At 67.9% G+C, this 14,204-nt stretch carries 17 protein-coding genes, 3 tRNA genes and 1 pseudogene; 8 read left to right on the top strand and 13 right to left on the bottom strand.

What is annotated here, in order from left to right; translation table 11 throughout:
* Positions 1-206: 206 nt before the first annotated feature.
* The 8 genes from QIS96_RS20970 to QIS96_RS21005 all read right to left on the bottom strand — a co-directional run bounded on the left by QIS96_RS20970 (position 207) and on the right by QIS96_RS21005 (position 5,192).
* Complete coding sequence (locus QIS96_RS20970; protein ID WP_282544206.1) at positions 207-467, bottom strand: hypothetical protein; 261 nt, start codon at positions 465-467, stop codon at positions 207-209.
* An 11-nt stretch (positions 468-478) separates the two neighbouring features.
* Positions 479-664: a hypothetical protein gene (locus QIS96_RS20975; RefSeq protein WP_282544207.1), complete on the bottom strand. Its 186-nt coding sequence runs from the start codon at positions 662-664 to the stop codon at positions 479-481.
* The gene (locus QIS96_RS20980; protein WP_282544208.1) at positions 661-1,308 is read right to left on the bottom strand and encodes a major capsid protein; all 648 of its coding nucleotides are present in this window, start codon (positions 1,306-1,308) and stop codon (positions 661-663) included. The genes QIS96_RS20975 and QIS96_RS20980 overlap by 4 nt, the downstream gene beginning before the upstream one ends.
* A 450-nt stretch (positions 1,309-1,758) precedes the next feature.
* On the bottom strand, positions 1,759-2,466 hold the full coding sequence (locus QIS96_RS20985) for a hypothetical protein (RefSeq protein ID WP_282544209.1): 708 nt from the start codon (positions 2,464-2,466) through the stop codon (positions 1,759-1,761).
* Positions 2,467-2,584: 118 nt separating this feature from the next.
* Positions 2,585-2,749, bottom strand: a complete 165-nt coding sequence (locus QIS96_RS20990; RefSeq protein ID WP_282544210.1) for a hypothetical protein — start codon at positions 2,747-2,749, stop codon at positions 2,585-2,587.
* 58 nt (positions 2,750-2,807) lie between these two features.
* Positions 2,808-2,930, bottom strand: coding sequence for a hypothetical protein (locus QIS96_RS20995; protein WP_282544211.1), 123 nt, complete (start codon positions 2,928-2,930; stop codon positions 2,808-2,810).
* A gap of 552 nt (positions 2,931-3,482) precedes the next feature.
* Complete coding sequence (locus QIS96_RS21000; protein ID WP_282544212.1) at positions 3,483-3,674, bottom strand: hypothetical protein; 192 nt, start codon at positions 3,672-3,674, stop codon at positions 3,483-3,485.
* Between the two features lie 156 nt (positions 3,675-3,830).
* A complete protein-coding gene (locus QIS96_RS21005; protein ID WP_282544213.1) occupies positions 3,831-5,192 on the bottom strand; it encodes a hypothetical protein in 1,362 nt (453 codons plus the stop codon).
* A 1,267-nt stretch (positions 5,193-6,459) separates the two neighbouring features.
* On the opposite strand from QIS96_RS21005, the gene QIS96_RS21010 reads away from it, so the two are divergent.
* From QIS96_RS21010 to QIS96_RS21035, 6 genes and pseudogenes are all read left to right on the top strand, one after another.
* Positions 6,460-6,834 (top strand): hypothetical protein, encoded by a 375-nt coding sequence (locus QIS96_RS21010; RefSeq protein ID WP_282544214.1) that lies wholly within the window; start codon positions 6,460-6,462, stop codon positions 6,832-6,834.
* Between the two features lie 2 nt (positions 6,835-6,836).
* Positions 6,837-7,949, top strand: a complete 1,113-nt coding sequence (locus QIS96_RS21015; protein ID WP_282544215.1) for an MAB_1171c family putative transporter — start codon at positions 6,837-6,839, stop codon at positions 7,947-7,949.
* A gap of 23 nt (positions 7,950-7,972) precedes the next feature.
* Positions 7,973-9,211 (top strand): amidohydrolase family protein, encoded by a 1,239-nt coding sequence (locus tag QIS96_RS21020; RefSeq protein WP_282544216.1) that lies wholly within the window; start codon positions 7,973-7,975, stop codon positions 9,209-9,211.
* A 391-nt stretch (positions 9,212-9,602) separates the two neighbouring features.
* Positions 9,603-9,938 (top strand): DUF6082 family protein, encoded by a 336-nt coding sequence (locus QIS96_RS21025; RefSeq protein WP_282544217.1) that lies wholly within the window; start codon positions 9,603-9,605, stop codon positions 9,936-9,938.
* Positions 9,939-10,047: 109 nt separating this feature from the next.
* A complete protein-coding gene (locus QIS96_RS21030) occupies positions 10,048-10,314 on the top strand; it encodes a hypothetical protein (protein ID WP_282544218.1) in 267 nt (88 codons plus the stop codon).
* 247 nt (positions 10,315-10,561) lie between these two features.
* Positions 10,562-10,654: pseudogene (locus QIS96_RS21035) on the top strand (IS5/IS1182 family transposase); the annotation flags it as partial.
* Between the two features lie 76 nt (positions 10,655-10,730).
* Here the strand turns inward: QIS96_RS21035 and QIS96_RS21040 are convergent.
* The 5 genes from QIS96_RS21040 to QIS96_RS21060 form a co-directional block, all read right to left on the bottom strand.
* On the bottom strand, positions 10,731-10,982 hold the full coding sequence (locus tag QIS96_RS21040; RefSeq protein ID WP_282544219.1) for a hypothetical protein: 252 nt from the start codon (positions 10,980-10,982) through the stop codon (positions 10,731-10,733).
* 200 nt (positions 10,983-11,182) lie between these two features.
* Positions 11,183-11,701 carry a helix-turn-helix domain-containing protein gene (locus QIS96_RS21045; protein WP_349017405.1) on the bottom strand — a complete coding sequence of 173 codons (519 nt, stop codon included), beginning with the start codon at positions 11,699-11,701 and terminating at the stop codon, positions 11,183-11,185.
* Between the two features lie 40 nt (positions 11,702-11,741).
* Positions 11,742-11,818: transfer RNA gene (locus tag QIS96_RS21050), tRNA-Ile, on the bottom strand.
* A 168-nt stretch (positions 11,819-11,986) separates the two neighbouring features.
* Positions 11,987-12,059, bottom strand: a tRNA-Asn gene (locus QIS96_RS21055).
* 5 nt (positions 12,060-12,064) lie between these two features.
* A tRNA-Asn gene (locus QIS96_RS21060) sits at positions 12,065-12,137 on the bottom strand.
* A gap of 156 nt (positions 12,138-12,293) precedes the next feature.
* Between QIS96_RS21060 and QIS96_RS21065 the strand changes: the two genes are divergently transcribed.
* Together QIS96_RS21065 and QIS96_RS21070 are read left to right on the top strand one after the other, a co-directional pair.
* Positions 12,294-12,593 (top strand): YtxH domain-containing protein, encoded by a 300-nt coding sequence (locus QIS96_RS21065; protein WP_282544220.1) that lies wholly within the window; start codon positions 12,294-12,296, stop codon positions 12,591-12,593.
* A 63-nt stretch (positions 12,594-12,656) separates the two neighbouring features.
* Positions 12,657-14,093 carry an FGGY family carbohydrate kinase gene (locus QIS96_RS21070; RefSeq protein WP_282544221.1) on the top strand — a complete coding sequence of 479 codons (1,437 nt, stop codon included), beginning with the start codon at positions 12,657-12,659 and terminating at the stop codon, positions 14,091-14,093.
* Positions 14,094-14,204 lie beyond the last annotated feature (111 nt).

Raw genomic sequence — 14,204 nt, forward strand, 5'->3', positions numbered from 1 at the left:
CTTAGTGGGCCTCGTGGTGAAACCCCGCCTCCCCCTTCGCCGCCGCTGGGGTTGGTGGTCAGCACGAGCACTGTCCCGGTGGCGCCGCGGAACGCGTAGAGATCGGCGATGTCCAGGCGCGGGTCCTTCTTCGCGGTCAGTCCGTCGAGATGTCAGACACAGGGGAACTCCTTCAAAGTGAGCAGAAGATGGTGGGTGCCTCGGGCTCATGCCGACGCTGTGCGGTTCCGCCGCGATGCCGGCTTCTTGGCCGTCGCCTCCGGGACGTCGACGTCCTGGATCACGGGCTCCTCGCGGCCGGGATCCGCCCCGGGCTCGAATCCCGGCGATGCCTCTGGCGGAACGTCCCACGCATCCGGGTGCGTGATCAGCGCAACGATCTCCGGCTCCGGGCACTCGCCGGGGAGCAGGATCAACTCCTCGCGTGTGGCTGGGTCTTGCACGTACACCGCGGCCTTCAGCCGCACTCGCCCCGCCATCACAGGACCTTCGCCACGATGTGCGCGTCCGGGGTGTGCATGACCGGCATGCCGACCGCAGGGCCCTTGGTCCAGATCTGAACCGGGTCATCCTGCACACCACGCGTGATGATCAGGCCCGGCACGTCCTCGCGGATGATCTCCGGGTTCGTGCCGCGAGAGAGCACCAGGGCCTCCGCGGTCACCCCGACAGGGTCTGCGCCCACTTCTCCCGCTCCGGCGGCACCAGAATCCACAGGTCCTCCGCCAGGACCTTGCGGGGCTTGCCGTCAACCCGCACCTGCGCCTTGTAGAACTGGATCGGCGGCAGCGAGTAGTTGCCGCGCACCACGTTGATCTGCTGCGGGGTGAGCGTCGCCGTGGGCGTGGTCGACGGGTTGGCGCTGCCGTAGTAGGCCGCCCTGTAGGCGTTGTCGGCCGCGAGGTAACTGAACGCCTTCCGGCTCGTGATCACCAACTCCGGCTCGGGCGCACCGATGTCGTCCAGGTGCTGAATCCACCGCAGCTCGTCCGCGATCGGATCGGAGGCCGGGTCCGACCACGGCCGTGAGGCGACCGGCATGTTCGCGGCGGGAACGTTCCAGTCCACCTCCAGCGTCAGCCCGCTTTCCTGTTCCAGCGTGAAACGGCCGTCCGCGAGCACATCGCCCGCAGACAGCTCCAGCCGGGACCGGATCGCCTCGACGTGGCGCTCCACGTCGTCATACAGCAGCTCGATCAGCCGGTCTTGATCACTACCGTGCGAAGCCTCCAGCAGGATCTGCTCCTGCTCGGAAACGACGAGCTTCTGGCCCAGCGCGGGCAGCGCACCCTCACGAGACGTCTGCACGCCTCACGCGTCGCGAATGGCACCGAGGCGTTGAACGCCCGGTACTTCGCGACATTGACGTACCGACCGGAGTCCTTCGTACGCCACTTCACCTCCCTCATCTCCACGTTCGGGAAGATGGACTGGGTGAGAAGGAAGTCCTTCGGGGACGGAATGGCCCTGGCGAACGCCGTCAGGTCCATGACCGAGACGTCCTTGAGTAGATCCTGAATCGTCACAGCTCAGACCGCCGCTCAGACGAAACGGATCTGCGCAGCACGCGGGTGCCACACAAGCTCGGACACGTCGATACCGCCCGGCACCCTCGACGCCTTCACCGCGCCGTGCCACAGCAGCGCGGCCGGAACCCGCGTCTGCCCCGGAGCGAACGGCGCCTCGGCACACCGCCCCCAGAGGCGATGCCGTCCACGAAATTGAGGGGGCGTGGTCCCCCAAACTCTGGGCCTGGCGCTACTGGACAGCGGACTCGCTGGGCTCAGGGAGCAGGCCACGACGCTTGGCCATCTCCAGCCCAGCCGAACCCGGCTTCGACACCGGAGTCGTACGAGTGGGCCCGCGTCCGGCCGGTGCACCCGCAGGCGCCGCCGGCACAGCCATCCGGATCTCGCCGAACAGCTCCGGACGCCGCGCCCGAAGGGACTCCGCCGCCGACTCGATCTGCGCCTCGTCCGCGTCGTCGTCCTCCACGGTGAGCAGACGCTCCGCGTCCACCAGGTCATCGCCTTCCGCGCCGAGCGCCACGAGCGGGGCCCGGCAAAGCGCGGCCCGTTCCCGCTCGGCAGCTAGCTCCTCCCGGCGGGCGACTTGCAACTCCCGCTCCTGAGCGGCTTGTTCCCGGCGCTCCACCTCCGACAGCGCGGCCTGCTCGGCCTCCCGCTGCGCGGACACGAACTCCGACAGTGCCTTCGGGGTGTCGAACCCGAGCGTGGACAGCAGGCGCTTGATTGCCGCCCGTTCGCCCTGGGCCTTCTCCCTGGTGAGCATCTTGCCCAGCCGGTCCTGTGTGACCGTGACCTGCTGCTGTTGCCCGCCGTCGTCCGGGGCGTCATCGAGCTGGGCGATCGTCTCGTCCTCCGGGGAGGCACCGAGGATCGGATAGATCGGCCGCCCGTCACGGCGGTGGCCGACGGGACGGCGAGGAGGCAGGGGCCGGACCATACATCTCCTCCAGAGCGCCCCCGCGCTGCCAGCCAGTCTAGCCACCCAGGTCTGCGGGCGGCCACGCCGAGCACTTCCGCCCACCAACTACCTTGACATCACGGTTAGTTACCGCAACCTACTCGCCGCCCGTTCCCTCGACTGCGCGCGTCAGCTCCTCCGGGGAATACACCTCGGCGCCGGCAAGGGGGAACTTGACCATCACGCCACCGTTCGCAGTGATCATGACGACCTCCCCAACAACGTCCTCCGGATGATCCGTCGGCACGAGCGGAGTGACCATGTCTCCTTCGGCCCAGTGAGGAGTTGGCCCTCCTCCTGCACTTTCGTTCATACATGCATCACCCCTTCTGGCACCCCTTCCAACCTACGTGGCCGGGAACCCAGTAGGCCGTGATGATGCCCTTGTGCCCGTAGTTCTTGTGGTCGTAGTGGTAGTTCTGACTGTCGGTTGCGACGCACATCGTGCGCGCCTTCGAACCGCGCTTGTACTTGTACGTGTGAATCCAGCCGCCCTTGTACTTCTCCCCTTGCTTCCCCTGGCGAAGTTGTTGAGCGCCTTGTCCCAGAGCTTGACGGCCGCCGCGTCTGTGGGGTGATTCGCCTTGTTCTTCGTGCTACCACCGGCCTGGATGTGCTTGAACCCGAACCTGGCGTTGCCCGTCCGGATGAGGGTGTCGGAGAAGTCACCGAGGAACCAGTACCGGACCGCTGCGGCACCAGGACCGCTGCGCGTGTTCCTGGTGCACTCATCGTCGAAGTCACAGCTCCACGAACTGGGCTTCGTCTGGTGCAAACTGGCTTCAGCCGGCGGGCCAGTCGCCACCAAGACGACGGCGGCGGCCGTGGTGGCGACGGCAGTTCGACTTCGCATGCGCGCTCCCCGTGATCCGGTTCTCTGTCCGGAGAACGCTGGCAGGGCACGGAAGCAAAGATCACCCACGACACACGTGTTGAGCACTCCGTGCACGGAACTTCATCCCCTCTCCTACGCAGAGACGAGCAGATTCGGCTCGCTAGGCCAGCGCCCCTTCAGAGATCGCCCCATCGCCCTCTCCCTCTCCCTCTCCCTCTCCCTCTCCCTCTCCCTGCAGAGCAACAGCCTCCGCCATGCGCTCCGCAGCCTCCTGCTCTGCCTTCGCTCGGATACGCGCCACCTCCTGCGACGCATCCTTGATCGGGTACCCGGCCTCGAGAAGCATCGCCACGGCCGTCTCCAGCGACAGAACACCGGCCCCGTACGCCGTGACGACCTCGTCCAGGACCGCGGCACGGTCCGTCGGCGTGTGCGGCGCCCACACCAGGCGCGCCGGCAACGTGTCCCCCGCAGTCCATCCCTACGCGCGGCCGGCTTGGTAGAGCCGCTACACGAACTTGAACAGCAGCCGGTACTTGTGTTCCCGCGCGAGCCGCATCATCCCGATCAGCGCATCCAGTGGTCCAAGCGCCAGTTTCAGTGCGTACCCCGAGGGGACCTCTGCGGCGTTCAGGGTGCCGAGCCCGGCCGCGGTCACCCGGCTGTTCGACGCGATCCTCTCCAGCAGGTGATCGACCCTGGCTCGGAGCTCGGCCAGCTGCGGTGAAGTGTCCAGAGCGTCCATACGGCCGGTCTCGCCGAGCTGCCACACCGCCCCCGCTTTCACCTGGAGTTCCTGCGGCCTGCCCGTTGCACGGTCAACGGACAGGCGGGCACCGGAGAGCCCGATGATGGGTGTGCCCGTCGTTGCCGAGGCCGCCGAAGCGTCCGAGTCAGTCGCGGCGAGTTCGTCGAGCGCCTGCAGGACGCGGGCGAGCAGAGACCGGCCCCAGTGCTCGCCGCCGTCGGGGATCGTGTTGGCGAGGTGCACGACCGGCAAGAAGTCGATCATCAAGTCCAGGCGGTCCAGCTCGGTTCCGTCCGGCCGTACCCGGAAGCTCGCCGTGTCCATCGGCAGCTGGTCCAGAGTCTCGCCCTTCTTCAAGTCCTCCAGCAGCCACTCCGCCTCCGTCAGGTAGCACGTCACGTTGGAGGTCCGCCCCGGCTCCCACGGGTACGGCCGCCCGCCAGCCTCGGTCTCGACGTCTTCGACGATCGGCCCCAGCTCGTAGGTCACACGCCGCACGCGGGACTTCAGCCCAGCGTCCTCGTCCTCCGGCAACTCCCAGGCCAGGTGCACCCGTTGCGGGAAGTCCTCGTCCTCGTCGCCCCACTGCGGGAAGAAGAACCCCGGGTCGTAGACGCGCAGCGTCGGCCGCTGCTTCTCCGGGCTCCACGCCAGCACCATCACACCGTCACCGAGGAGCACCGCCGACCGCTCCGCCTGCTGCACCCGAAGGGCCAGCAGCTCCTTGTCCGCCCACTCCCGCAACTGCTGCTGCGCCGCGGCCGCCTCGACCGCGCCCGGAGGCGGGGCCTCCTCGTCGGCATTCTCCGCGCCCTGGATCGTGACCTTCTGCTCGGTGCCAAGCAGGTATCCGAGCGCGGTGTCCACCAGGTTCGCCGCGTCGCCCAACTCCCGTCGCTCCACCGCGACTTCGTCACCGCCGGACGCTGCGAGCTGCCCGGCCTGGTTGTTGTCGTACGACGCGAGCACCCTGTACGCGGCCAGCCGCCGCAACTCCTGCGGCGGCACCCAGGTTCTCACCAACTCCCGGAACACTCGGTCACCCCGACAGCCCACGTTGGCCATCACCGGCTTGTAGTTCAGCCACGACCACGCGTCGATCACTAGTTGGCGCAGGCCCACGTACCCCTCCAGGCGGTTGCCCCACGCCCGGCACTCACCCTAGCCGCTCGCCCCTTTCACCCGACGCAACCAAGAGCTCGCCCTGCAGCGTCCTGCGGACGATACGTTCCACCAAGCCGAGGATCTAGGCTCTTACGTGACCGCAAGGCCAGCATGGCTTACACGACTTGAGGAACAACTAAACGCCAGGATTGATCGCATTCCGAGCCGGCGACGCACACTGCTGGGAGTGTCACTCATCCCCCCAGCTTCTTTGGGTTTCAGCTCGCCTTCTCGCCCAAGGCGGGGAACTGGTGGTGGCTCATAGTCGGAATCACTCTGCTCGTCAGCCTCGTCGGCGCAAAGTTACTGGAGCCCTTCTGGGATTCCCGCAGCCAAAAGACCAAGCTCCGCCGAAGTGCGTCCGCCGGATTCGCGTATCCGCTCCTACTATGCGTGGGGGCAGCCACTCAGATACCCGTGGCCTCTAGGGAGGGTCCAGGCGCATGGGGCCTGCCACTCATTTTGGCCTGGCTTCTCTACACGGCATTCAGCCCGAGCTACGAGCCTGAGGACTTTGGACTTGCAAATCTGCGGCTTCGAATTTCTCGCGCGACCTCACTGCGTGTCGCCTTCAACTGGCTGTGCATGATTGGCTTCATTGGAGTTCTTGCAGGCCAGATCAAGGGAAAGAACCTCGCCGCCCCGACCCTCAGCATCTCAGTAACGCTGTTCGTGGCAGTCACCGTCTCGTCGCTTAGGATCTACAGTCGCGTACGCAAGCTGTGCACACGAATTCACACAGAGGCACAGCACCTACTTCGCGACCTGGAGGAAATCTGCGAAGCCGACAACTCGAACGAACAAGCGTCGAGTGAGCTGCGCAGCAGCCCAGCTCCGGGAGAGGAAACCTTGTGGCCGCCTTCGGCCACGGTCTGCTTACACGGGCGCGGTGCGCCCGGCGGGCGACTATCACCGCCGGTAGAGGGCATGACTCATGTGGCCAGGGAAATTTGGTCGCGGGGATGAACCCAAGATTCCTGCACAGGGCGGCGCGGGACGCCGACGGCTCGGGCGTTGGCGTGCGGCCGCGCACCGGACCGTCGAGCGGGATCTGCATCGTCTCCTTCGTCGGGAGTTGCAGGATCTGGGGATCGATCCCCCGCTGGACATCGAAGAGCTGTGCCGCGCCCGGGGGAAGCGGCGTGGACGTCCGCTGTACCTCCGGCCGGCACCTCTGCCGACGCCGGGACCGTCAGGTCTCTGGGTCGAGTACGAGAACAGGGACGTGATCCTCTACCAGCAGGAGACGACTCGCCTGCATCAAGATCACACCGTGTTGCACGAGGTGGGGCACATCCTGGTCGCCGAGAACGAGGCGGCGAACCAAGCCCAGGCCGCAATGCCCGGCGTTGACAACCCGGACCAAGCCGGGGGCTTCGTCGAAGGGTGGGCGCATGATCTTCCCACCGTCACCCCGGACGCGATCAAGCGGGTCGCTCAGCGCTGCTCGTACGAGGACGGAAACGAGTGCGTCGTCGAGCTGGCAGCGACGATCATCCTCGAATGGTCACCGCTGCTGAACGACGCGGCGCCGCTCTCGAAGGACCCCTCGCTGCGTCGAGTGGAGGCCGCACTGGGTGACCGGCGAGGGTGGCTCTAGCAGTGAAAGTTCTTCTCCTCGTCCTCGACGCGGCCGTCCTCTGGAAGGTCTACCAGTGGCGCCGCTCCCCCGACGACGCGCCTCTGCGATCGGTGGCCCTCTGCCTTCTCAGCGCCGCCCTGTCCTACCCGCTGGCCATGCCCGGCGGTTCCTCCGGCATCGACACCGTGGCCGGGCACGGAACAGCGAAGTTGCTTCAGAACCTGCTGCTCCTCGTGACCGTTTACTTCCTGATGTCCTTCTACCTGTACTCGGCTGATGGACCGGACGCCCGTCGGCGCGTCCGGCGCGAGGGAGTCGTCGTGGCCCTGGCAGCCGTGGCGCTGACCGTGGCCGCCGAGTCCGTACCGCATGACGTCTTCGCCGGCTCCTTCAGCAGCGAGGACATGACGGTCCCGCAGATCGCCTTCTTCTACATCGGAGCGGGCCTGTACCTGATGTACGCCCTGGCCGTCGCCGGCCACTGGACCCGCAGGTACGCCCGCATGTCCCGGCGCCCGCACTCCACAGGTCTGTGGATGACCGCCGTCGCCCTCGGTGCCGTGGCTGTGGCCTGCGCGATCCGCGCGGTCATCGTCGGAATCCGGGCGACCGGCGCGAGCGTGCCGGATCTGGTCATGACGGCTGTGGCTTTCCTCCTCGTGGTCTCCATCCTGCTCTTCGTCGCGGGAGTCACGTACTCCGGTGCCAGGGCCAGGACTTCGGCCGTACGCCTGTGGCTGCGGCACCGGTGTGCTCACCGTCGGCTGGCTCCGCTGTGGGAGCTGCTGACTGAGGCGTACCCGAAGCACGTGCTGCCACCGGCGTCGTCAACCCTCTGGGACCGGATGCGCGCCCGCGGGGTGCACCGGCGGTGCCACCGCAGGATCGTGGAGTGCCGGGACTGCCTCATCGACATCAGCCCGCACCTGGCCGACGAAGAGGACGGCCTCCCTCTCCGCGAAGTCGACCCGCGAGAGCTCGCAGTCCGGCTGCGCCGAGCTTCCGCCCTGATCGGGCAGGGAGTCCCGGCACCTCGCCAGGCGGTTCCGCTGGCGATGGGAGACGGCGGCGATCGGGAAGCAGACGTACGACAGCTGATCGCGGTGTCCGACGCGCTCCGCACCGCCGCATGACCTTCGACAAGCGAGGAGACGAAATGCTGATCACCGGCGCCCGCGTGCTGGTCGGCTCGGGGACCTACCTGGAGAACGGAGCGGTCCTCATCGACGGCGAGTCGATCGTCGCGGTCGGTCCGCGCGACCAGATCGAGGACCAGGCCCCCGCCGACGTTCCCCGTACCGACACGTCCGGGACGATCCTGCCGGGCCTGATCGACGCCCACGTGCACCTCTGCTTCGACGGCGGAGCCGACCCGGTCGCGACACTCGAGGCCTCGACGGATGAGGTCCTGCTCCAGGACATGCGCGCCCGTGCGGAACAGCTCGTGCACACGGGCGTCACCACCGTCCGCGACCTCGGCGACCGGAACGGCCTCGCCCTCCGCCTGGACTCCGAGATCGCGGACGGCCGTACGCCGGGACCTCGGATCGTCTCCGCCGGTACCCCGTTGACCACCGTCGGCGGCCACTGCCACTTCCTCGGCGGCGAGGTCTCCGGTGAAGCGCAGGTACGTGAGCTCGTACGTCGCAACGTCGCGGCCGGGGCCGGAGTCATCAAGGCCATGGTCACGGGAGGCGGGCTGACGAAGGACGGGCCGAAGAGCTTCGAGAGCCAGTTCTCGGCCGAAGAACTCGCAGCGCTAGTGGACGAAGCCCACAAGGCAGGTGTGCCCGTGGCGGCACACGCACACGGTGCGGACGGCATCGCAACGGCTGTGGAAGCCGGCGTGGACACCATCGAGCACTGCACCTGGATGACGGCCACGGGCCTTGATCTCCGGCAGGACATCCTGAAGCAGATCGTCGACCGGTCCCTCTCCGTCTGCCCGGTCGTCAGCCCGCACTGGGCCATGCTGCCGAAGTTCTTCGGCGAGGAACGGGCCGCGGCGATGTTCGACCTGGTCCGGCAGATGGCTGCGGCAGGTGTGCCGCTCATCGCCGGCACCGATGCCGGAGTCCAACGCGCGGGCTTCGACGGCCTGGTGGCCGCGCTCGGCTTCTACGCCCACCTCGGGCTGCCGAACAGCACGATCCTCGACATGGCGACCTCCCAGGCAGCAGCCGCGCTGGGGCTGGCCGAGACCACGGGCCGAATTGCTCCCGGATACCGCGCGGATCTCCTTCTGATCGACGGCGATCCACTCGCCGACCTGGGTGCCTTGCAGTCCGTGCAGGCTGTACTGGCCGCCGGACGGCCCCATGCACCGAGCGGGGCAGCCAGCAGCTGGGGACGTGACACTCGGTCTGCGCTGGGCCGAGAGTGGACAAGCCGGTGAGGGGGGGCGCAGCGCCCGACCCCAAACGCCCCTCAGCAGTTCAACCGGCCCATCAGCGTTCCCGGGCTACGCACCGCCCCTGAGCACGCCATCCGCACGCCGCCGACGCTTTCCCGAACAGCGCGGAAGGCCCTCCCCCGGCACGCCAACTGACGTGCGTGGCCCACTCCAACCGCATGCCGACGGACGACGGACGGCGGCCACCCTCCGCGACCGTGCAGAGGGTCCCGGCCCAGGAGTACCGACCGGGAGTCCCAGCCAGGATAAATGCGCCCCCGAGTACGCCCCTCAACGCTCCCCAGAGGCACAGAAGCCACGGCCCGAGGCCCCCGGAAAGCATGTGAAAGATCGTTAGCGCCGCACGCGGGGCACACATGGGAAACGGCACCAGTTGTCAGGACATTCGCATGCATCCAGGCGCCAGTACCTGTTCGCGAACGCGCTCTACATCAACGCCCTACACGCCCATCGAGTCGGCTACATCAGCCTGGTGGAGCTGCACGGGCACCTGAGAGTGATGTGCCAGAACAAGTTCTTCCGCGGCTACTGGGAAGCCACCAGGCCACACCGGGCCAGCCACCCGGTCATGCCGCAGGAGGCGGGGAGCGGCCGCATGGTCGACGAACTCATTCGCGAACTCGACGACGCGGAGACCGAGGAGTGGTGGGTTGTCGGTGAACTGCCGGTGACACAAGGCCAGTTGGGGGACTATCGAGCCGCTTCTTGAGCATCTGGAGCGTTCGTGGCGCGCTAGTTTGTGCCCCGCGCGACTGGCACAAACATTTAGAGCTTCTACCCCGTCTCACCACTACTTCCGTAAAGGACCGGGATCCCACTTGAAGATCGTGCGTCGCATCGACACAGCCCCCCACGAACGCGGCAGCGTAACGGGCCAGACCTGCCCTGGCCCCTTCGAGCTGAGCGACGGCAACTTCGCTGTCATGCGCACTGAGGCCACGGACGCCCTCCACCACGAACTCCCGCCCGACGCAGCCAGAGCGGACTACGAACGCATCGTGGTGATCAGCTGGGAGCCGCTCATCCGCGCGAAGGCCGACGTTCCGGACCCGAGCCGCAAGGAGCGCTCATTTATAGCCGTCTAGACGTCCGTACTGCAGTCCTGCTGCTGTCTGGCGCCGGCGCAACGTACATGGCGCTCACACACCCCGCATTCGGCACCGCCCTCCTCGTCGGCGTCGGCGTCGTCACGCTGCTGCACCTCCTAATAGGCCCCAACTGAGCTCCCCTCCGCGGTGCCGTGCCTCAGTCACTTACCCCCCAACCAAGACCACGACTAAGGACTGTCCCGCAAAGATCGGTTTGAGTATCCGGCCCGGCGCGCTTTGCCCCCGGATTGCGCGCGACCGCCCGCTCAAAAGCGACGGCGTCCACGACGCCATCCTCGACATCGCGCGCCTGCACAACCTCGCCCTCGCCGGGTAGGCCCAACGGGCAGCACACCGCATTCGCCCTTGTCCTCACCAGACCCATCAGTTACGGGACAAGCCTTTAGGCAGCATCAGTGATCACGACCTGGCCCCTGTTCGGCGACCAGTGCGGGGCACCAAAACGACCCTGTGTTGCCGGAGAACGAGCCCTCGTCGTTCGTCTCCGGGTCAGCCTGATCCAACTCCGTCGCAAGGTCGTTCAAGATCGACAGGACACCTGGGGGCAGGCCCTCCGCATCCAGGCCGCGGGCCCGGATGCGGCCGACCTTCCCCTTCTTCGCGGCCGACATGAGGCGCAGCCCCTCGTAGACCTGCCGCGCCACAGCGTCGGACGGTTCGAAGTACAGCGGAGACTCCGAAGAAGTCCGCGAGGCCCTGCCGGACGACCGGCGGGGCTTCCTCTTCCTCGCCGATCCTCAGCGCCTCCACGCCGTTGGCCGTGATACCTGGGAGCCGGCATGACGGTTGACGCCGTCAGCGATCTCCGTGTCTCCTGAGGGCTGTTGCCCGGGGTATGAGCTGTTCAGCAGGAACGTGATCTCCTCTGCGAGAGTGCTGGGTTGCTCCTCGCCGGCCGGCTCCGCCTCGCCGCGCGCCTTGGCGAGGGACCGGTCTTGCACGCTTCAGCTCGTCCACGGTCACGCCGTACGCCTCGGCCAGCGCCGGGAGGTACTTCTCCTTCAGCGGCCGGTCGCCCTTCTCCGCACCCCGTACGGGACCAGCGCTCTTCGTGCCGATGACCTCCGCCATCTGGTACTGGTACAGACACCCACGTCGCAGCGAAGATCCATGAGATCCGGGAGCCCCGGGCGGGGAAAGAGGCACCCAGGTCCCGGCCGAGCGCTCGCGCGAGGGCGGGAAGGGTCTCCTGGTCGGGCACGTTCGGGCCGACCACCCATGCCGCCACCGTCGAGTCGGACACGTCGAGGGTCTCAGCCACGTCGGCCCGAAGCGCCGCCGGTAGGTCTTGACGCTCGCCATGACAGGCATCGTACGGGCGGCATGTGTGGCAGATGTGTGGCAAAAAAAACGGGCCCGACACGTACGGAGAAACGTTTCCGCAGGTCAGGCAGGGTGCCGCTTGGTGGGGCGGGTGGGACTCGAACCCACGGCCGACGGATTATGAGTCCGCTGCTCTAACCGGCTGAGCTACCGCCCCAAAGCGGCGTGTCGCGTACACATGTACGCGCCGTCTGCCGCAGCATAGCCGCTCATACGATCTCCTGCGTCCGATGGTCAGCTCTGCACGACCATGAGGACTGCGCTGGTGGGCACACGGTTGCGCCGCACACGAAAAAGGACCCCCGAGGGGGTCCTTTTCGTTGAGCTCTCCCGACTGGACTCGAACCAGTAACCTGCCGGTTAACAGCCGGCTGCTCTGCCAATTGAGCTACAGGAGACCGAGCTCCCCCGACTGGACTCGAACCAGTAACCTGCCGGTTAACAGCCGGCTGCTCTGCCAATTGAGCTACAGGGGATTGTCCTGCTGCAACGACGTCACCTGCCTGGGGATTCCCGGGCGGCGCGCGTTCGCTGCGACACATACATTAGCGCAAGCAGGGGGGTGCTCCGCCAATCGGTACCGGGGGACGCGCCCTGCACCGGACGTCAGGCGTAAGGAAAGGGTGGCCGCCATGCGGTACAAGCTCACGTTCGTCGCCGGACTGGCCCTGGGCTACGTGCTCGGCACGCGGGCAGGACGCGAGCGTTACGAGCAGTTGAAGAAATCGGCCCGCCAGGTCGCACAGAACCCGGCCGTGCGCAACACGGTGGAGTCGGCCGGCCAGAGCGGCCGCCAGTTCGCGGGCAAGGCCTTCGCCTCGGTGAGCGAGAAGGTGGGCGACCGGGTCCCGGACTCGGTGGCCGGCCGGGTGCGTTCGCTGCGCGAGAAGAGCCAGGGCGACGAGGACGACTGGGGCACCAGCAACACCTAGCGCGCCGAGCCCCATCGCCCCAGCGCCCCGGAGCGCGCGTGCCGTAGGGCAAAATCTTGCTCCATGGGGATAGTCGCCGGACTGGACAGCTCTTCGGAGTCCACACGCATCGTCGTCTGCGACACCGACACCGGTGCCGTGATCAGGCAGGGGTACGCCCCGCATCCGTTGGAGGGCAGGCCGTCGGACGTCGATCCGCAGGCCTGGCTGCTTTCGCTGGGTGAGGCCGCCGGGGGCGGGCTCCTCGAAGGCGTGCAGGCCATCGGCGTGTCGGCACAGCAGAACGCGGTCGTCCCGCTGGACGCGCAGGGCGGCACCGTACGGCCCGCGATGGTCGGCGGGGACAAGCGGGCGCAGGTCGCCGCCGTCGATCTGATCGACGCGCTCGGCGGGCGGCAGGCCTGGGCCGAGGCCGTGGGCGTCGTACCGCAGGCGCCGCAGCCCGTGACGAAGCTGCGCTGGCTGGCGCGGACCGAGCCCGAGGCGGCGCAGCGCACCGCGATGGTGCTGCAGGCGCACGACTGGTTGGTGTGGCAGCTGCTCGGCCGGCCGGCCCGGCGTACCGCGGACCGCGGCGGCGCTTCCGGTACGGGCTACTGGTCGGCGGCGAACGCCTCGTACCGTCCTGATCTGGTGGAGTTGGCGCTCGGGCAGCAGACGGTGCTGCCGGAGGTGCTCGGGCCGTCCGAGGCCGCGGGGACGACGCCGGAGGGGCTGCTCATCTCGGCCGGCACGGGCGAGACGATGGCCGCCGCGTTCGGGCTCGGCATCGGGGTCGGGGACGCCGTGGTGTCGCTCGGGGCGTCCGGGTCCGTGATGGCCGTGCACCACGAGGCGCTCGCCGATCCGCACGGGATGATCACCTCGCTCGCGGACGCGACCGGGATGCACCTGCCGGTGGTGCACACGTCCAATGCCGTACGGGCGCTGCGCGGGACGGCGGAGTTGCTCGGCACAGATCTGGAGGGGCTGTCGCAGCTCGCGATGAAGTCGACGCCGGGTGCGCACGGCCTTGTGCTGCTGCCGTATCTGGAAGGTGAGCGCACGCCTCAACTGCCGCACACCGCAGGTACGTTGAGCGGTCTTCGGCGGGAGTCGATGAAGCCGGAGCACCTCGCGCGGGCCGCGTTCGAGGGCATGCTGTGCTCGCTCGCCGACGCCCTCGACGTGCTGCGCAACCGGGGTGTGGAGGTGCGGCGGGTGTTTCTGCTCGGGCCGGCCGCCGAGCTTCCGGCGGTGCAGGCGGCGGCGCCGATGCTGCTCGGGGCTCAGGTCGTCGTGCCGCAGGCGGCGGACTACGCGGCGCTCGGCGCGGCACGGCAGGCGGCGTGGGCGCTCGGGGTGTCGCAGGGCACGCTCGACCCGCAGCTGCCGCCGGTCTGGCAGGGCGCGTCCGCGCAGGCCTTCGAACCGGGCGAGGAGTACGCCGTCGGGCAGGCCGTGCGGCAGCAGTACGTGGCGGTGCGGGAGCAGACGCATCCCGGGGCATTCCAGAGCTAGGGCCTGTCGTTTGGATCAGGCCGGATCTGGTCGACGGTGACGATCGGTCGAGCCGAGCGGGGTGTGGTGCGTGCAGCTGCAAGGCGGAGGAGGGCGACATGGCGGAGCCAT

Origin of the sequence: Streptomyces cavernicola (assembly GCF_029968035.1) — a bacterium.
Taxonomy (GTDB): domain Bacteria; phylum Actinomycetota; class Actinomycetes; order Streptomycetales; family Streptomycetaceae; genus Streptomyces; species Streptomyces cavernicola.

Bases quoted from the DNA above. Each gene is read 5' to 3' on its own strand.
- QIS96_RS20985 (WP_282544209.1), bottom strand. From the start codon at position 2,466: ATGGTCCGGCCCCTGCCTCCTCGCCGTCCCGTCGGCCACCGCCGTGAC.
- QIS96_RS20990 (WP_282544210.1), bottom strand. From the start codon at position 2,749: ATGGTCACTCCGCTCGTGCCGACGGATCATCCGGAGGACGTTGTTGGG.
- QIS96_RS20995 (WP_282544211.1), bottom strand. From the start codon at position 2,930: ATGTGCGTCGCAACCGACAGTCAGAACTACCACTACGACCACAAGAAC.
- QIS96_RS21020 (WP_282544216.1), top strand. From the start codon at position 7,973: ATGCTGATCACCGGCGCCCGCGTGCTGGTCGGCTCGGGGACCTACCTG.
- QIS96_RS21065 (WP_282544220.1), top strand. From the start codon at position 12,294: ATGCGGTACAAGCTCACGTTCGTCGCCGGACTGGCCCTGGGCTACGTG.
- QIS96_RS21070 (WP_282544221.1), top strand. From the start codon at position 12,657: ATGGGGATAGTCGCCGGACTGGACAGCTCTTCGGAGTCCACACGCATC.